The organism is Pedobacter sp. B4419 (assembly GCF_059693725.1).
The window spans coordinates 1,809,289-1,828,168 of record NZ_JCASSL010000001.1 but is presented as its reverse complement, the minus strand read 5'-3'; the positions used below and the strand labels follow the sequence as shown (position 1 = coordinate 1,828,168).

Below are 18,880 nucleotides of genomic sequence, written 5' to 3'. Positions count from 1 at the left end.
GCAATACATTAACGCATCACTCAATACGCTTTACGCAATACTAAATAATCAACATGGCATCACCGTAGCTGTAGAAACGATATTTCTCTTTTACGGCAACGTTATAGGCATTCATTACATTTTCATAGCCACCAAATGCACTTACCATCATCAACAAAGTAGATTCTGGTGTGTGGAAGTTGGTGATCATACAATTGGCAATGCTAAAATCATATGGAGGGAAAATGAACTTGCTGGTCCAGTCGTTGGCTTCTTTTAATCTTTTGTTAGCCGAAACCGCCGATTCGATGGCACGCATCGAAGTGGTACCTACTGCACAAACTCTTCTTTTCTCGTCGAGCGCTTTGTTTACGGTGTTTACAGCCGAAGATTCGATAATGAACTGCTCAGAGTCCATTTTGTGTTTAGTCAAATCTTCTACCTCAACTGGCCTGAAAGTTCCCAAACCTACGTGCAAGGTTACTTCTGCAAAGTTTACGCCTTTTAATTCCAAACGTTTCATTAACTCCCTGCTAAAGTGTAAACCTGCAGTAGGCGCTGCCACCGCACCTTCGTGTTTAGCGAAAATGGTTTGGTAACGCTCTTTGTCTTGAGCCGTTGCTTTACGTTTGATATATTTTGGAAGTGGGGTTTCGCCCAAAATTTCCACGTTCTTTCTGAACTCTTCATCGGTACCATCAAAAAGGAAACGAATGGTACGGCCACGAGAAGTGGTATTGTCAACTACCTCGGCTACCAAAAGGTCGTCATCGCCAAAGTAAAGTTTGTTGCCTACACGGATTTTACGGGCAGGATCAACCAATACATCCCAAAGGCGCAGCTCTTTGTTCAGTTCACGCAATAGAAAAACCTCGATGGTTGCACCTGTTTTCTCCTTGTTGCCATATAAACGAGCAGGAAATACTTTGGTGTTGTTCAAGATCATTACGTCCTTGTCATCAAAATAGCCTAAAATATCTTTGAAAATTTTGTGCTCAATCTTGCCAGTATCCTTGTGTAAAACCATTAATCTGGCTTCGTCTCTTTGTTCAGCAGGGGTGTTAGCTAAAAGTGAATCTGGTAAATTGAACTTAAATTGAGATAACTTCATATTTTATTGGATGTAAATTAGGGCGCAAATTTACGAAATATAATTTGGCTTTTACAATATAATAATTATAGGTTAATTCAACGACTCTTATCGCGGATTAAATAAATGTGAAGCGATAGGTGTTTGGCGTTTAGTGTCCGATGTGCCTGTTCAATTTATAGCGTGATATTGGCCTGTCTCGAGATAAGATGCCGGATCGGTGTCCGGCATGACGATAAGAAGGAGGGATGTCAAATGCCCACTCTAATTTCTGAATGTATTTTTTATATTATAGTAGATGAACTGTAACCTTTTTGGGTATTTTTGGTCTAAACTGCATGATGATGATTTTTAGACTAATAGGCGAGAGCTTCAGGTTTGCTTGGGACGCACTCCGCCAGAATAAACTGAGAACCGCACTTTCCCTTTTGGGAATCACTATTGGTATATTTCTCATTATTGCCGTACTCACCGGAGTAGATACCATGCGCAACAAAATACAGGCCAGCGTAGACAAGCTGGGTTCGAATACCTTGTTTGTGCAGAAATGGCCTTGGGTTTTCAGCGATAGCTTCCCTTGGTGGAAATATGTAAATCGTCCGGAACCTTCTCTTAGGGATTATAATGCACTAAAAGATCGCATGGAAATGGCTAAAGGTGTTTGTTTCGAAACATCGGCCAGCAACCGTACCATTAAATATCGCAGCAGTTCTGTAGAAGGCGTTAACCTCAATGCGGCAAGTCAGGAATATGATCAAACCTGGAATTTGGAATTCCAAGATGGCCGTTATTTTACCGACAATGAAGGCAAAACGGGTGCACCGGTTTGTGTTTTGGGCGCAGATATTGCCGATGGTTTGTTTAATGGCGAAGAGCCTCTTGGCAAACAGATCAAAGTAATGGGCAGGCGTATTACCGTGGTAGGCGTATTTAAAAAAGAAGGTGAAGACATGCTGGGCATGTCGCAAGATAAAAACGTGCTTATTCCGCTTAACCTGGCTAAGGGCATGTTCGATGTACAAGATGATCGCTACAATCCACAGGTGACTGTAAGGGGCAAGGAAAATATTAGTTTAGATGAAGTAGAGGCCGAATTAAAAGGTCAAATGCGCTCCATCCACCGCTTAAAACCGGGCGAAGAAGATGATTTTTCTTTAAACAAAACCACCATGCTTTCTAATCAGTTAGACATTATGTTTGGCGTGGTAAAAGTTGCAGGCTGGGTAATTGGGGGCTTTTCTATTTTGGTAGGCGGTTTTGGTATTGCCAATATCATGTTTGTTTCGGTAAAAGAACGTACCAATATCATCGGCATCCAAAAATCATTAGGCGCCAAGAATTATTTTATTCTCTTACAATTTATCTTCGAATCCGTTGTGCTGTGCCTTTTGGGCGGAGCCTTTGGTCTCGGGCTCGTTTACCTGCTCACGCTGGTGTTTACTTATGGGGCAGGAGTAGAAGTGATCCTATATGTAAGCAATATTGTACTGGGAATTGGGGTTTCGGTCATTATTGGATTGATTTCAGGATTTTGGCCAGCCTATTCGGCATCTAGGTTAGATCCGGTAGAGGCCATCAGGTCATAAACAACAATTTGTAAAGACATAAAAAAATAGGATTGCAATTTGCAATCCTATTTTTGTTTTATAGAAATCTCTGGCTTAAACTAATTGAGCCAAAGCTTCGGCAATTCTTTTTACCGCTAATCTCAATTGATCTTCAGATGCGGCATAAGAAATACGGATACAATCTTCATTTCCAAAAGCCTCTCCAGTTACCAATGAAACGTGCGCCTCGTTTAACAGATAAAGGCATAATTCTTCTGCATTGTTAATAGGAGTTCCATTAAAGCTCTTGCCAAAATAGCTTTTCACTTCTGGAAAGAAATAAAAAGCACCATCAGGAAGGTTTACCTTAACGTTTGGAATGGCTTTTAGCAAATCGTAAACGATATCCCTGCGTTTCCTGAATTCTTCTCTCATGCTCAACACGGTTTCTAAACCGCCTTCGTAAGCGGCAAGGGCAGCGCGTTGACTGATAGATGAAGTTCCAGAGGTGATTTGTCCCTGCATTTTGTCGCAAGCCGCTGCAATTTCCTTATTGGCAGCCATGTAGCCAACTCTCCATCCGGTCATGGCGTAAGATTTAGAAAAGCCGTTGATCACTACCACGCGGTCTTTAATCGAATCAAAAGCCGCTATAGAAGCGTGCTCATTTACAAAATTGATATGCTCATAAATCTCATCAGAAATGATGTAGATATTCGGATGTTTTTCAAAAACGGCAACCAAAGCTGCTAATTCTTCTTTACTGTAAACAGAACCTGTAGGGTTGCAGGGCGAAGAAAACATGAACAATTTGGTTTTTGGCGTAATGGCTTCTTCCAATTGTTGTGCGGTGATTTTGAAGTTTTGTTCTACTGTAGCGTTGATGAAAACCGTTTTGCCTTCGGCCAGTTTGATCATCTCAGAATAAGATACCCAATAAGGCGTAGGAACGATTACCTCGTCATCCGGATCGATCAGGCACATTACCGCATTGGCCAAACTTTGCTTGGCGCCGGTTGAAACTACGATTTGATCGATGCCATAAGTTAAGCCATTTTCTCTTTGAAGCTTTTCTGTAATTGCCTTTCGCAAATCTGGATAGCCAGAAACTGGAGTGTAATAAGAATAATTTTCGTCGATTGCTTTTTTAGCGGCAGCTTTTACATTGTCCGGGGTAAAAAAATCAGGTTCTCCAAAGCTTAGATTGATTACATCGATCCCTTTGGCCGCTAATTCTCTACCTAACTTTGCCATTTTAATGGTCTGAGATTCGGATAGGTTACGGATTCTTCTAGATAAAAATGTCATAATGATTTGAGTGAAAGCGCAAATATAAAAACCTGTGGGAATTTTGGGTCAAAAAATCACAATTTTCATAAAAACTCCTGTTTAAACTGTAATTTTGATCTAAAATTCTATCCATTGCAACCAAAAAAGAAAGCCATTCTCATTTCGTTATGCGTAAGCATTGTTTTGATGCTGGCCAAATTCGTAGCCTATTTTCTAACCGGCTCCAATGCCATTTTAACTGATGCCGCAGAGAGTATCGTAAATGTACTGGCCAGTGCCTTTGCTTTTTATAGCATTTACCTGGCTACTTTGCCAAAAGACGAAAACCATCCTTATGGGCATGGAAAGGTAGAGTTTTTCTCTGCTTTTGTGGAGGGGATTTTGATCGGCATCGCAGGTGTTGTGATCATATTTAAATCGGCTTACGACCTGATTTACCCCACCGAGATTACGCAATTGTACGATGGTGCCATTATCATCGGAATAACGGGCGTAATCAATACCATTGTTGGCTATTACCTCATCAATACCGGTAAAAAGCATAATTCCATTACTTTGGAGGCCGATGGCAAGCATTTGTTGACTGATTCGGTGAGCAGTGGCGGATTGGTGGTAGGCATTATCCTGATCCAGCTAACGGGGTTCTTTTGGCTCGATGGGGTGATTTCGATCGGTTTGGGTTTGTACATCATTTTTAATGGCTACAAGCTAACCCGAAGATCTGTAGGTGGCTTAATGGACGAAAGCAATATAGAATTGGTGAAAGATATCGTGGTGATTTTGCAGAACAACAGGGCAGATAGCTGGATAGACGTCCATAATTTGAGGGCCCAGCAATATGGAGCCGATCTGCATATCGATTGCCACGTTACTTTACCTTATTATTTTGATTTAACCGCTGTGCATCAAGAAATTTCAAATATTGATAAGCTGATCAATGTAGCTGGCTCTCACCAAACCGAACTGTTTATCCATGCCGATCCTTGTTTGCCAGAATGCTGCAATTATTGCAAAATGCAGAACTGTGGAGTTAGACAAGAGGCTTTTAGGGCAGAAATTGCCTGGAATATGGAAAATGTGACTAAAAACAAAAAGCACTTTAATCAATGAGTTATTTTAACGTAAGGGTATATGGTTTGCTCATTAATGATCAAAATCAGGTTCTGCTAAGCGATGAATTCGAATACGGACAGTATTTTACCAAGTTTCCGGGTGGTGGCGTTGAGTTGGGCGAAGGTTTGATCGAAGCGCTAAAAAGAGAGTTTGTAGAAGAATGCAATGCTGAAATAGAAGTAATCAGCCATTTTTATACCACCGATTTTTACGAAAAATCATCCTTTAACGAGAGCCAATTGATTAGTGTATATTACCTCGTAAAAGCAATAAATCCCTTAGCATTAGACATCAAAACAAGTATTTTCGATTTCTCGGCTGACAGTACACAATCCTTTAGGTGGGCAAATATCAATGAACTGAGCGTAGATGAAATCACCTTTAAAACAGATAAAACGGTAGCTTCTTTATTGAAGAATTCGCAGGCAAAGTATGAATAGAACTGGCTTTTATTACCTTGTGCCAATCTTAAAGATAGCCCTCTTTATCTTCCTCATCATCATGTGGATGGTACCTGTTCTTATGGTGTTGCATTTTGATTTTATTCCTTTAAAGGAAGATTCTTTCGAGTTTGAGTTTTTTGCAGAATCTGGGACAGTAATAGCAGCATCAGGTGCATTGCTCATGGTTTTTGCAATCTTTCCTAGAATTGATTTTTGGACTGTTTTTTTGAGAAAAGCAGGTATGTTGTCAGGCTTTTTTAAAGGAAGTTTAATCGGATTTTTACTAATCGCAATTTGCGGAGGCATTTTATGGGCTAATGGCAATGTAAAGTTTAGTATGGGCAACATCAGTTTGGTTTTATTGCTTATTTACTTGCTTTATTTTATTCTGGTGGCCGTTTTTGAAGAACTGATGTTTCGTACTTATCCCTTGTTTGTGATGGCCGAAAGGTATCCGTTGCTTATCGCGGTGCTGATCAATAGTATCGGTTTTGGATTGGTTCACTTGGGTAATCCGGGTTATACGCCTTTGGCATTCTTGAATATCGTGTTGGCGGGAGCCTTATTTTCTGTTTTCACCTTAACAAAGCGAAACGTAAGTTGGGCCATTGGTATCCATTTTGGATGGAATTTCGCCCAAGGCGTACTTTTGGGCTATAAAGTAAGTGGTTTAGAAACAGAACGGGCTTTAATAGCACAACCTGTTGGGGAGGCCTATCTCTCTGGAGGTTCTTTTGGCATAGAAGGTTCCGTCTTTTGTACCGTAATATTGTCGATTTTAATTGGCTGGATGCTTTATCGTTACCGAATTGCACCAGTAACCTTAGCTTTATCCGAAGCTATTGAAGAAAAAGAATTAATAGAATGAATTTAGTAGAAAGAGATCAAAAAGTAATATGGCACCCTTATACCCAAATGAAGAATGCCTTAACCCCGATATCCATTACACATGGCGAGGGCGTTTATTTGTACGCCGAAGACGGTAAAAAATATATCGATGCCGTTTCTTCCTGGTGGGTAAACATTCATGGACACGCCCATCCGCATATTGCGCAAAAGGTTTCTACGCAGCTGCAAACTTTAGAGCACGTCATTTTTGCTGGCTTTACACACGAGCCTGCGGTTCAATTGGCCGAACGCTTATTGCCTTTGTTGCCTGGTGCCCAAGAAAAGGCTTTTTATAGCGACAATGGTTCTACAGCCGTTGAAGTAGCCCTAAAAATGTGTCTCCAGTATTGGAACAACAAAGGAAATACCACAAAGAAAAAGGTGTTGGCTTTTAAAGAAGCTTACCACGGCGATACTTTCGGCGCCATGTCTGTAAGTGGCAGAAGTATTTTTACCCATCCCTTTGCCGAACTGCTTTTTGATGTAGAATTTATCGATTTACCTACAGCTGATAATATTTCAACGCTGCAATCTACAATCGAGAACCTCAAATCAGAATTGGCCTGCTTTATCTTTGAGCCCTTGATTTTAGGCGCTGGCGGCATGTTGATGTACGAAGCCCAATATTTAGATCAATTGCTTGCTATCTGCATTGAAAATGAGGTATTGACCATTGCCGATGAAGTAATGACCGGCTTTGGCAGAACAGGGACCTTTTTTGCCACCGAACAATTGAGCAACAGACCTGATATTTTCTGTTTGAGCAAGGGTTTAACTGGGGGGACAATGCCTTTGGGCCTAACTACCTGTAATGCCAAGATCTTTGAAGCCTTTTTAAGTGAGGATAAACTGAAAACGCTTTATCACGGGCATTCGTTTACGGCCAACCCGGTGGCTTGCGCTGCTTCTTTGGCTAGTTTAGATATTTTATTGGATCCTGTAACCTTGGCCAATATCAAAAGGGTAGAAGCTCAGCACAGCCAGTTTTTAGCACAGGTAAAAGATCATCCCAAATTGCGCAACGTTCGCCAAACCGGAACGATCATCGCATTAGAGTGGGAAACCGGAAACAACACTTCTTATTTAAGCGGTTTAAGAGACCAACTGTACAACTACTTTTTAGGCAAGGGAATTATCCTGAGACCTTTGGGTAATATTATTTATATCTTACCTCCGTATGTCATTTCTAATGACGATTTGATGTACATTTACCGTACTATTCAACAAGCTTTAGACGAAATATAACATGCAACTTTCTTCAATTTTAGAAAATATAGTTAACGATAATCAATTGCATTCCAAATGGTTAAATACCTTGTCTTATATGGAAAATGCAGGTGCGAAAAAGATTTCGGCCTCTGAACATAAGGAAGAGGTAACACTGTTGATTTTAAAGCATGCGGCTGAAGAACATCGCCATGCCTATTACCTGAAAAAGCAATTGGCTAAGCTAGACGAAAACTTATGCAAAACCTACACCAATACAGAATTATTGGTGCCAGACCATACGCGTTTTTACCTGAATACACTTGATGTACAGGTGTGCAGGTATCTGAAAAAACATTTCAGCCTAAGCGGTTTTGAATTGAAGTTTGCCGCCTATCTTTTCGTAACGTATGCCATTGAGGTGAGGGCGGATGAGCTTTACCCAATCTACCAGCAGATTTTAACCGAAAAGGAAAGCAAGGTAACCGTAAAATCTATTATTTTAGAAGAAGAGGGGCATTTGGAAGAAATGCTGAACCAGTTGCGCGAGTTTTCGCCAGATTGGGAAAAACATGCCGAAGCCATTATTCAAATTGAGCAAAAAATGTTTGCCGATTGGATGCAGAGCCTAGAAAAGGTTGTTAAAAACTAGCAATTCATCCTTCACCTTGGATATCGATCCAGGATTTCTCTTAAACAGATATGCCGGATCGGGGTCCAGCATGATGATATGCTATTGATGATCAATCAAATCCCTTAATCCTTTGTTGAGGTCTTTGAGGTCAAGCTTAAATTCTTTTTCATAGACATCGTTCATATTGGTATAGCTCATTAATCGCTTTAGGCCTTTTATGCCCTCTTTTTCATAAGTTAGGCTACACAATAAGCCCAAAATTGTACTTGCAGGATTGGTATAGTTATCCATAAAATAAAACTCTTCTGGCTTGTTCAGGTTAATTTCTGGATGATTCTTCAGGTAGATCTTAACCCGTTTTACATGCCATGAAAGATTTTGTCCCATGGAGCCTCCGTAAAATACAGCCAAGCCTTCATTTAGCGGTGATTTTGTATGTATCGGGTTAAGGTAGATGTGAACAATTTCATGGAAGTAATTTTCGCCATTGCCAGCACAATACACAATATTGTCCGTTTGATTGGAGATGCCTGAAGGCTTGTCTCTGTTTCCCAAACCCAAACTAAAGTCGTAACCTCTTAGCTGCTGGATTTCATCATAGGTAGGTGCAAAGAAATATTCGATTTCGATTGGTTTCAGGTTCCATTCTTTTTCTAGACTTTCAATCTGCGAAATCAGGCTATCTGCTTTTTTCTTGTTAAAAACATGTTTTTTGGGGAAAATATAATGAATGTTTCTTAAGCTTTTGTTTTGCCAATTTTGCTCATCGAAGGTAACAGGCTTCACAAAATGAAATTGCTGGTTTTTGTCCTTTTGGATTACATGATTTGATAGGTACATTACGTTGAAGATTTTCAGGGTATCTATCCAACCACCTACTGACTTTAGGATAATCATGTCGTTGGCTAAAGGCTTAACGTAGGTGATGGTCTTAATTGGAGCCATGGAATAGGTTGGATAATCACCACCTATGCCGTAAACCGAAGGATCGGGAATTTTATATCTTTTGCAATCTTCTGCACTCCAGAATTTGTTAAAATCAGGTAGCTGCTTGCCTTTAAATCCACTCATGTAATCGGTGTAGAATTTAATGGCTGATTTGATGGTAACGTCTGTTGTATCTACTCCAGGATTGATATTGATTTGTGCGCTTGCTTTCGAAACAATGATAGTTGAAAGGAACAGGATGGTTAAGAATTTGGTCATTAGTCCAAATATACAAAAAACTATACTTTTACCACTTTTAAAGGGGTAATGGCAAACACTTGATCGTTTGCTTTGAGTCTGAGCATACTTAAGCCCGTAAAGGCACTAAAGGCCGGTAATACCGCATAATCGCTTCCGAAATAAAAGCAGGGAAAGCGTAAGCTTTGCTTGGCCTTGCCCAAGAGTGTTATGCCCGGGTGGATGTGCCCGCTAATTGGATAGAGTTCTTCTTCCTTGCAGTGCACAGAATCGTGGATAAAGCAGAATTTGCTGGTGCAGTAGCTTGGATCATAGATTTTAATGCCTAATTGTCGGTAGTTTTTTTCGTCGAGCTTATCGTGGTTTCCCTTTACCAATACGAATTCAAGTTCAGTGTATTGCTGTTTCCATCGTTCAAAATCATCTACATCTGTATTGTGCTCATGATGGAACATATCACCGTTAATCAGTAAAGTTTTTGGCTGGAATTTTTCGAGCAAGCTACTCAATCTTTGCAAATCGCTTTGCGCAAGTGTTGATGGAACCTGTATGCCTGCCTTTCTAAAATGTGCCGATTTGCCCAAATGAAGGTCGCTAATGGCCAATAGTTTTTCTTTGGGCAGGAAAATAGCTCGTTCTTTTGCTAAAATCAATTCTTCGTCTCTAAGGTTAATGGTCATGCTTTTATTTGAAAACTTCACCCTTCATTCGCGCTATCCGCTGTTCCAATTCTTCCGAACTCATATTGGCTCTTAAACTATCTACCTTGATAGGAAAAGACAGTGGAGTAAACCTTTTGGGATAGGTAATTACAATTAAGCTCTGCTGAATGCGATGCAGGGCGGCTGCCAGCCGGGGTTCTTCCAGCTGTTGGTAGAAAACTTCGTCGTAGGCTTGGCGCAAAAGTAGGTTATGTTTATCAAAATCGCTAAAAACGTTGAAAAAGAGTCCGGCTGATGATTGCAGGTGCTTGTTGGCAATGTACTTGCCAGGATAACCCTGAAAAACGAGTCCGGCAATACAGGCAATATCCCTAAACTTTCTGCGTGCCATTTCTGTGGAGTTAATGCTTAATGCAATGTCTTCAGTTAGGTTGTTTGGCGAGAATACTTCGTAGGCAATGGCATCATCCATTGGGATTTCAATATCGCTCAACAGCTCAAAACCATAATCGTTCATGGCAATGGAGAAAGTGATAGGCACCAATTTGCTCAAACGGTAAGCCACTAAAGCCGCCAATACCTCATGTACCAATCGGCCTTCGAAGGGATAGGCAAAAAGATGAAAGCCTTCTTTGTTGTTGATCATTTCGATGAGCAGTTCGTTGTTTTGTGGTACATGCGAACGTTCTTGCTGTACCAAAAACAAGGGATACACTACATCCAATTCTTCTTCTTGATGGGTTTGATTGAGTACTTCATTGTATTTTTTACGCAATACCATGCCCAAGTTTGAAGAAAGGGGCAAGCGGCCACCCAACCAGCTCGGAGAGATGGCTTTGTTTTTCTTGCTTTTGCGTACCATTACCGTCATGTCTTTCAATTGGATGAACTCCAAAATCCTGCCGGCCAATGTAAAGCTGTCTCCAGCTTTCAGCTTCGACACGAAATATTCTTCCACCATGCCGATGTAGCCTCCGCTTAGGAACTTGACTTTGAGCATGGCTTCGCTTACAATGGTGCCGATGTGCAACCTGTGCCTCATGGCAACCTGACGGCTCTTCACTTTCCAAAGTCCGTCAGTTTCGTCTTTGACTACCTTTTTAAACTCCTGATAGGCGCTCAGGCTATCGCCACCCGAAGTGATAAATTGCATCATCCAAGCCCATTCTTCGGGCAAAAGGAGCTTGAAGGCATTGGTCTGCTTAATTTCTTCGTAAACAATTTTATCGTCAAAGCCATCGCCTATAGCCAAGGTAACCAGGTATTGGATCAAGGTATCAAAAACCATGATTACGGGTTCGCGACTTTCGATATTGTTGTATTTGGCTGCTTCTTTAATAGCGGCAGCTTCTACCAGCTCTAAGGCATGGGTAGGCATAAAATAGATTTTTGAGGTTTCTCCAGGCGAATGGCCCGATCGGCCAGCTCTTTGCAAGAACCGAGCAACGCCTTTAGGCGATCCTACCTGAACTACAGTGTCTACAGGCTTAAAATCGACCCCTAAATCTAAGGATGAAGTGGCGATAACGGCTTTAAGCAAGCCTGTGTGCAAGGAATCCTCAATCCAGTTGCGCAGTTCGAAATCTATCGAGCCATGATGTATGGCTATTCTTCCGGCCAATTCAGGTTCGATGTTGAGCAAGTGCTGGTACCACATTTCTGCCTGCCCGCGCGTATTAATGAAAATGAGTGTGGTTTTGCTTTTCGCTATAATGGGCAAGAGCTTATAGGCCAGTTTAAGTCCCAAATGCCCGGCCCATGGCAAGGTTTCAATATCATCAGGCAAAATAGATTTGATGGTAATCTTTTTCTCCAACTTGGCCCTTACAATAATTTTCTTGGTATTCGGATCAGGTGCGATTACCTCTAATGCTTCTTCAATATTGCCAATGGTTGCAGATATGCCCCAAACCCGCAATTTTTCGTCGTTATTGGCTTTTTGCAGGCCTTTAATCCTTGATATAGCCAATTCTACCAAAACGCCTCTCTTGCTGCCTAAGAGCTCGTGCCATTCGTCGGCCACAATACATTTGAGGTTCTTGAATAGGGACGTAGCACCTTTTTGGGCGAGCAGGAGGTGTAGGCTCTCTGGCGTAATCAATAAAATTTCTGGAAGGTTTTTCTTCTGCTGGAGTTTTTCTGCCTGTGTGGTATCTCCATTTCTTACGCCAACCTGCCAGTCGAGTTCTATTGCTTCCAATACTTCTCGCATGGCCCTGGCAATATCTTTGGCCAGTGAGCGCAAAGGTGTAATCCAGATCAGCTGTAAACCATTGTGCTGTTTTTTGTGTTGAGGTTTTGCCTGTTCGTTGATCCCTTCGATTACTACAGCTAAGAACAGGGAAAAGGTTTTGCCGAAACCCGTAGGGGCATTCACCAAACCGCTATAGCCCTGCAGGTAATAATCCCAAGCCTCTTTTTGAAAATCGAAAGGTTTTTTCTTGCTGGCTTTGAGCCAAGCGGTGATTTTTTTGTAACCTGCGGATTTTTGCATCGCACTACTCATATGGCTAAGGCTTTAGGGACTCGGCTGCAGCCAGTAATTGCTTCAGGTCATCTAAGGTATTGATTTCTGAGGCTTTTTTGTCTTTCCGCCAACGGGCTATACGAGGAAAACGCAGGGCCAAACCGGCTTTATGTCGTTTGCTTTCGGCAATGCCTTCAAAAGCGATCTCAAAAACAAGCTCAGGTTTAACGGTACGTACCGGACCAAACTTTTCGATTGCGTTTTTATTCACAAAACTGTTTACCTCTTTAATTTCGTTATCTGTAAGTCCAGAGTAGGCCTTGGCTACAGTTATCAGCTGTTCGCCATCTCGAACGGCAAAAGTATAGTCGGTATAGAAATTGGCTCGGCGTCCGCTCCCTTTTTGCGCATAGATCATTACTGTATCTACCGTATAGGGATTGATTTTCCATTTCCACCAATCGCCACGTTTGCGACCTGTATGAAAAACGGAATCGAGTTTTTTAAGCATGATGCCTTCGCTATTGATGGCTCTCGAGCCTGATCTCAGCTCCGCCAGTTCCTCCCAGTTCTTAAATTCAACGATGGGAGACAGCAATACCACTTGCGCTGTTTTTAGTTTGTCGATTACTTTCACTAATAAAGCGCGTCTTTCGGCCAAGGGATATTGCCTAATGTCTTTTCCTTTATGTTCGAGGATATCGTAAGTAAAAAAACCGATTGGCGCATCCTGCAATTGGGCTTTATTAATGGTTTTACGATTTAATCGCTGTTGCAAGGTGCTAAAAGACTGTATTTTGCCTTCTTTTACCGAAAGTATTTCTCCATCTAACACGGTGCCATCTTCCAGCTCGTCTTTTAAGAAATGAAGTTCTGGAAATTGATCGGTAACCAATTCTTCGCCTCTCGACCAAATGAACAGTTCCCCATTGCGTTTGACGATTTGCCCTCGAATGCCATCCCATTTCCACTCGGCCTGCCAAGCGCTGGGTTCGCCAAGGTTTTCGGGTTCTGTATCTAGGGCATAGGCCAAGCAAAAAGGATAGGGCCAAGAATTGTCGGTATTTACATGGCTACCAGAAGTCAGTTCCTGATAAGTGATCTGATCGGCCTGCCATTTGCCCATAATGCTATGCATGATCTTGCTGCTGTCTTGTTCAGCCTGTTTGGCAATGGCATTGACCAGCATTTTGTTGGAAACACCGATGCGAAAGTTTCCAGAAATCAGTTTGTTGAAGATGAAACGTTCTTGGGTATTGAGGTTATTCCAGGCATTAAGGATATAGGCCTTTTTGGTTTCTTCGTCTTGGCTGCCTAATTCGGCCAGCTCGGCAATCCATTGGTGCAAGGGTTTTTCCAGGTTATGCGTTGCTGGAGGCAGTACAAGGGCTATGGTTTCACTCAGGTCGCCCACGCTATGGTAGCTTTCTGTAAAAAGCCATTCGGGCAATTCGCTCAATTCAATTGCCCATTGCTTAATTAACGAAGTATTTACCGGCCTTTTTGGTTTCTTTCCGGTAAACATAGCAATTACATAGGGCTTCTCCCTGTCATCAGCTTCGTTAAAATAAGCAACCAAGGCTTCTATTTTATCGTTGGTTTTATTGCTGAGCTCGAGTTCTTGTATCAGTTGGGCAAAACGCTTCAATTTTTGTTTTCTATAAGGTTGATTAAGCTTTCATCGTCATCGCTGCCGTATCTGGTGGTTACCTCTTCGGCTTGGATGCCAATTTCGTTTAGGTATTTAGAAAAAACAGCTGTTGATCCATGGGTAACAAATACTTTTTCGGCTTGGGTTGCTTTTATTGCCGTTAATAGGCCTGGCCAATCGGCATGGTCGCTCAGGGCGAAGCCAGCATCGGCACTTCGCCATCTCCTGCCTGCGCGTACCATCATCCAGCCAGAACAGATGCCTATAGCTGGTTGTTGTAGGCTTTTTACCCATTTTCCATCTGCCAGTGCCGGTGGAATAATTACAACACCTTTTTGCAATTCGTCTTTTTTGGTTTCTGGGCTGATGCGAATCGTATCAGGCAGCTGAACACCTGCGCTTTTAAAACCCTCATTTAAATTGGCTATAGATTGATGCACATAGATAGGATAGTTTCCGGCTAGATTTTTTATTAGTCGCTGTGCCTTCCCTAAACTGTAGGCTACCAAAATGCTGGTTTTGTTTTTAAGGTGGTTGATTGCTATCCAATCTCTGATCTGTTCGAAGATCAACTCTTGGGGTTGCCAATGGTAAATAGGCAAACCAAATGTGCTTTCGGAAACAAAAGTGTGGCATTTTACAGGTTCGAAAGCAGTGCTGATTCCATCATATTCTACTTTATAATCGCCAGAAATTACGCAGATTTCACCTTTATAGGCTAACCTGATCTGCGATGAACCAATCACGTGCCCTGCGGGATGTAAACTTAGTTTTACGCCATTAATGTCTATTTCCTCGTAGTAGGGCAATGTTTGCACATTATCGCTTAGGTCATAACGCTGCTGTAGTATGGGTTTGGTCAGTTCATGGCAGAGGTAATTTTTGTTTCCCCATTTTACGTGGTCGGCATGTCCGTGTGTAGTTACGGCAAAATCGACAGGATGCCAAGGATCGATATAGAAATTTCCTTGTGGGCAAAAAATACCTTTGTTTGTGAATTTAATCAATGCCATAGCTATAAAAACATATAATTATGCCATAAAGTTTGTTTTCGTAGGCATTGATATAAAATTTTATTATCGGGTATTTAGCCGATAATCGTTAATATCGGGTGTTTAGCCGATAAATTAAAATATCGGGTAATTAGCCGATAATTGGAAATATCGGGTATTTAGCCGATATTAGTAAAATGATAGCAGTAATTACAGGAGACATAGTGAATTCGAGGGCATTGCCTGAGGAATGGATCGATACCTTAAAATCGGCTTTGAACAAACTATTAGGCAAAAAAGCAAAATGGGAAATTTTTAGGGGCGATAGTTTTCAGGTAGAACTCAGCCCGGAAGATGCCTTGCTCAATGCCATTTACATCAAAGCCTGCATCAAAACCTTGAAGAAGGCAGATGTACGCATTGGTATTGGCATTGGAAAGAAAAGCATTGACTCGGCTAAGGTAACGGAGGCGAACGGAGAAGCTTTCATCAGTTCGGGGATTGCTTTTGATACTCTGAAGCTTAACAAAACAAATATGGCGGTTAAATCGCCATGGCCAGCTTTTGACGAGGACACTAATTTTTCGATCCGATTGGCCTTGATTGCCATGGATAATTGGGGGCAAATAGGGGCCGAAATGGTAAAGCTTGCCCTCGAAAACCAGGAAACCAAGCAAGACCAGATTGCTAAGCTGTCTGGCAGAAGCCAATCATCGGTAAGTGAAGCCTTAAAGAGAGCCTACTATACAGAGATAATGGAGCTCGAAAACAGATATAGAGACCGAGTTGTTCAACTAATTAAAAGATAATGGAAATAGCCTTGCTTAAACTTTTATTGGCGCATATATTGGGCGATTTTTTGCTGCAGCCGGATGCCTGGGTAGCAGAAAAAGAAAGAATCAAGCTCAGATCGCCTAAGCTATACTTGCATGTTGCGATACATGTAGCGCTGATTTTCCTGGTTTTTATGTCGTTTAGCGTTTGGCCCTTGGCTTTGCTGATTGGCTTATTGCACGGAATAATAGATGCCGTTAAATTGCTTTTTCAGCGGGCAAATACCAAAAGAACATGGTTTTTTGTAGACCAAGCCTTGCATATTGCCGCAATTGTGCTTTGTTGGCAGTATTTCTATGAACCCAACATCAGCCTTGCTTTTTTGCAAAACAACCAGTTTTGGCTCTTTTTATTGGGTGCCTTGCTTTTAACCACGCCTGCAGCCATATTTATCAGGGTTATCATTGCCAAATGGATCCCAACTGGAGGAGGAACGGCTTCGCTGCAAAATGCGGGCAAATTTATTGGTATTTTAGAGCGATTGCTCATTTACCTTTTTGTATGCACCAACCATTTTGAGGCAGTTGGCTTTTTGCTGGCGGCTAAATCTATTTTTAGGTTTGGCGATCTGAAAGAAGCCCACGATATCAAACTGACCGAGTACGTGCTGATTGGCACCTTGCTGAGTTTCGGAACCGCATTGCTCGTCGCCATGTCTGTACTTCAAATCAGAATTTGATATAAAAAAAAGGCCTCTCAAATCGAGAGGCCTTTTTTATGATAGAATTATCTTCCTCCCGGAGGACAGTTGTCTTTTAAGAATTTGGTATAGGTTAACGATAAGTGCTCGCTGGTACCTGCACCTTCAGAAATACTGTGGGTACGGTTAGGATAGCTCATCATTTGGAATACTTTTTTGTTCTTGATCAATTCGTTGATCAACATCTCTGCATTTTGATAATGTACGTTATCATCGCCAGTGCCATGGATGTACAATAAATTTCCCTGCAGGTTTTTGGCGTAAGTAATTGGCGAACCTTTTACATAAGCTTCTGTGCTTGGAAATGGAGTACCCATATAGCGCTCTTGATAAATGTTATCGTAAGTTAACTGGTTGCCTACCGCAGCAATGGCAATACCTGTTTTGTAGATATCTGGATATTGGAACATTAGGTTCAACGTAGAAGAACCACCGCCGCTCCAGCCCCAAACAGCTACACGATCTTTATCCATAAACGAATTGGTAGCCAATAGCTTTTTGGCGGCCATTGCCTGATCACGAATATTGATTACCCCAATGTTTTTATAAATGCTTTTGCGCCAATTAGCGCCTTTTGGCACCGGTGCGCCACGGTTATCCATCGAAATGTAGATGTAGCCATCTTTGGCCATATCGCCGGCATAAAGGAAGTTTCTGCCAGCACCGTATACATCGGCTGCGGTTTGAGAAGCAGGCTCGCCATATACATAAAATACAACCGGATATTTTTTGGTAACATCGAAGTTGTCTGGTTTTTTCATCCAGCCATCCATTTCAATTCCATCTTCGGTAGTTACCTTAAAGAATTCTACTTTGTTTTTTGAAGGCTGCTGTTTGGCCAATTGGTTGGTAATGCTGCCTTCCATGGTTAATGGATTGTTGGTTTTAAAGTTCATCCATTCGGTAACAGGTGTTACAATAGCACTGTTATAGCTATGGCGTGCAAATAAACCGTTGGGCGAGATAGAATAGCTATGCGTGCCCGGTAAAACCGATGGCGTAACCATTTCTAATTTGCCATTTCCATCTAATTTGGTTTTGTAAAGGTATTTTTGAGTAGCATTGGTAGGAGAGGCCATAAAATAAACCGTATTGTTTTTTTCGTCGATCAAACTTACACTGGCTACATCATAATTGCCTTTGGTAATCAGCGATTCTTTTTTGCCGTCTTTGCTTACACGGTAAAGATGCGTCCAACCGTCTTTTTCGCTTTGCCAAACAAATTCCTTGTTGCCGTTTAGCCAAACCCAGCCATCGGTAGCATCGATCCATGCCTTGTCGTTTTCTTTATAGATTTGGCTTACTTTACCAGTTCCGGCATCAGCTACAAACAGAATGCTTTCGTTTTGCTGACGGTTCAATTGCTGCAAAATTACTTCATTACTGTTTGGGATCCATTCCATGCGCGGAATGTAATGCTGTACATTGTCGCCAGGAACTGCTAGCCAATTAGTTTTTGCAGTAGCGATATCCACAATTCCTATTTTGCAGGCCGAAGGATCTTGGCCAACTTTTGGATATTCAACAGGAATGGTAAAAGAATAAATAGAATCGGTATTGTTGATCATCAGGAAGTTTTTGATCTTGGTGGCATCTATCTGCCAATAAGCAATAGATTTGCCATCAGGGCTCCACCTGAAACCATCTAGGCAAGCAAATTCTTCTTCATAAACCCAGTCGAACGTACCATTGATCATTCTAGAAGTGCCATCAGTGGTTAAAGCTTTTGCAGTACCGGTAGCCAAATCTTCTACATAAAGGTTGTGGCCACTCACGTAAGCTACTTTGGAGCCATCTGGCGAAAATTTGGCAAACATAAGCGAAGAAGCAGGTTTGCCTTTGCCAATTTGGGTCAGTTTGTTGTTGGCAATATCAGCCACCCAATAATCACCTCTACTATCTTGTCGCCAAACTTTTTTCGTGTTGGTGTAGATTAAGGCCTTGGTGCCATCGTCGCTCAATTGGAAACTGCGTACAGGAAGTGCTCTGCCTTCGCTGGTTGTAAGCAATTCTCTGCTGATTACTGTTTTTCGTTCACTCTTAGGCAAAGTAATCATTACAATTTCTCCGCTAACGTTTTGGTAGTAGCCACTGCCGTCTTTGGTCCAGTTAACACCACCTCTGCCTTGAGCCTTTGCCTGGTAATTGCCTAAAAGAGCAACCACTACAATGGCCATTAGATACTTGGTTATTTTCATA

General features: G+C 41.7%; 16 protein-coding genes. 8 read left to right on the top strand and 8 right to left on the bottom strand.

Annotation, left to right across the window (positions count from 1 at the left end; all coding sequences use genetic code 11):
• Positions 1-40 precede the first annotated feature (40 nt).
• Positions 41-1,090, bottom strand: coding sequence for a tRNA preQ1(34) S-adenosylmethionine ribosyltransferase-isomerase QueA (gene queA, locus AC570H_RS07550; protein WP_497353316.1), 1,050 nt, complete (start codon positions 1,088-1,090; stop codon positions 41-43).
• Positions 1,091-1,410: 320 nt separating this feature from the next.
• On the opposite strand from queA, the gene AC570H_RS07545 reads away from it, so the two are divergent.
• A complete protein-coding gene (locus AC570H_RS07545) occupies positions 1,411-2,655 on the top strand; it encodes an ABC transporter permease (RefSeq protein WP_497354904.1) in 1,245 nt (414 codons plus the stop codon).
• 75 nt (positions 2,656-2,730) lie between these two features.
• On the opposite strand, the gene AC570H_RS07540 is transcribed toward AC570H_RS07545, so the two are convergent.
• A complete protein-coding gene (locus tag AC570H_RS07540; protein WP_497353314.1) occupies positions 2,731-3,924 on the bottom strand; it encodes a pyridoxal phosphate-dependent aminotransferase in 1,194 nt (397 codons plus the stop codon).
• 114 nt (positions 3,925-4,038) lie between these two features.
• Between AC570H_RS07540 and AC570H_RS07535 the strand changes: the two genes are divergently transcribed.
• The 5 genes from AC570H_RS07535 to AC570H_RS07515 are packed head-to-tail and all read left to right on the top strand — an operon-like array spanning position 4,039 to position 8,208.
• Entirely contained in the window at positions 4,039-5,016 is a 978-nt protein-coding gene (locus tag AC570H_RS07535) for a cation diffusion facilitator family transporter (protein WP_497353312.1), read from the top strand.
• Positions 5,013-5,459: an NUDIX domain-containing protein gene (locus AC570H_RS07530; protein WP_497353310.1), complete on the top strand. Its 447-nt coding sequence runs from the start codon at positions 5,013-5,015 to the stop codon at positions 5,457-5,459. Before AC570H_RS07535 ends, AC570H_RS07530 begins: the two co-directional genes overlap by 4 nt.
• Entirely contained in the window at positions 5,452-6,330 is an 879-nt protein-coding gene (locus AC570H_RS07525; RefSeq protein WP_497353308.1) for a CPBP family intramembrane glutamic endopeptidase, read from the top strand. Before AC570H_RS07530 ends, AC570H_RS07525 begins: the two co-directional genes overlap by 8 nt.
• Positions 6,327-7,595 (top strand): adenosylmethionine--8-amino-7-oxononanoate transaminase, encoded by a 1,269-nt coding sequence (gene bioA / locus AC570H_RS07520; RefSeq protein WP_497353306.1) that lies wholly within the window; start codon positions 6,327-6,329, stop codon positions 7,593-7,595. Before AC570H_RS07525 ends, bioA begins: the two co-directional genes overlap by 4 nt.
• A gap of 1 nt (position 7,596) precedes the next feature.
• Positions 7,597-8,208, top strand: coding sequence for a hypothetical protein (locus tag AC570H_RS07515; RefSeq protein ID WP_497353304.1), 612 nt, complete (start codon positions 7,597-7,599; stop codon positions 8,206-8,208).
• A gap of 81 nt (positions 8,209-8,289) precedes the next feature.
• Here the strand turns inward: AC570H_RS07515 and AC570H_RS07510 are convergent, their stop codons facing one another.
• The 5 genes from AC570H_RS07510 to AC570H_RS07490 are packed head-to-tail and all read right to left on the bottom strand — an operon-like array spanning position 8,290 to position 15,168.
• Positions 8,290-9,396, bottom strand: a complete 1,107-nt coding sequence (locus tag AC570H_RS07510; RefSeq protein ID WP_497353302.1) for a hypothetical protein — start codon at positions 9,394-9,396, stop codon at positions 8,290-8,292.
• A 20-nt stretch (positions 9,397-9,416) separates the two neighbouring features.
• Positions 9,417-10,055, bottom strand: a complete 639-nt coding sequence (gene pdeM / locus AC570H_RS07505) for a ligase-associated DNA damage response endonuclease PdeM (RefSeq protein WP_497353300.1) — start codon at positions 10,053-10,055, stop codon at positions 9,417-9,419.
• 4 nt (positions 10,056-10,059) lie between these two features.
• Entirely contained in the window at positions 10,060-12,531 is a 2,472-nt protein-coding gene (locus tag AC570H_RS07500; RefSeq protein ID WP_497353298.1) for a ligase-associated DNA damage response DEXH box helicase, read from the bottom strand.
• 16 nt (positions 12,532-12,547) lie between these two features.
• Complete coding sequence (locus AC570H_RS07495; RefSeq protein ID WP_497353296.1) at positions 12,548-14,152, bottom strand: ATP-dependent DNA ligase; 1,605 nt, start codon at positions 14,150-14,152, stop codon at positions 12,548-12,550.
• Entirely contained in the window at positions 14,149-15,168 is a 1,020-nt protein-coding gene (locus AC570H_RS07490; RefSeq protein WP_497353294.1) for a ligase-associated DNA damage response exonuclease, read from the bottom strand. Before AC570H_RS07490 ends, AC570H_RS07495 begins: the two co-directional genes overlap by 4 nt.
• Before the next feature lie 176 nt (positions 15,169-15,344).
• Between AC570H_RS07490 and AC570H_RS07485 the strand changes: the two genes are divergently transcribed.
• Together AC570H_RS07485 and AC570H_RS07480 are read left to right on the top strand one after the other, a co-directional pair.
• The gene (locus AC570H_RS07485) at positions 15,345-15,956 is read left to right on the top strand and encodes a SatD family protein (protein ID WP_497353292.1); all 612 of its coding nucleotides are present in this window, start codon (positions 15,345-15,347) and stop codon (positions 15,954-15,956) included.
• On the top strand, positions 15,956-16,660 hold the full coding sequence (locus AC570H_RS07480; protein ID WP_497353290.1) for a DUF3307 domain-containing protein: 705 nt from the start codon (positions 15,956-15,958) through the stop codon (positions 16,658-16,660). The genes AC570H_RS07485 and AC570H_RS07480 overlap by 1 nt, the downstream gene beginning before the upstream one ends.
• A gap of 47 nt (positions 16,661-16,707) precedes the next feature.
• On the opposite strand, the gene AC570H_RS07475 is transcribed toward AC570H_RS07480, so the two are convergent.
• Positions 16,708-18,879 carry a S9 family peptidase gene (locus AC570H_RS07475; protein ID WP_497353288.1) on the bottom strand — a complete coding sequence of 724 codons (2,172 nt, stop codon included), beginning with the start codon at positions 18,877-18,879 and terminating at the stop codon, positions 16,708-16,710.
• Position 18,880 lies beyond the last annotated feature (1 nt).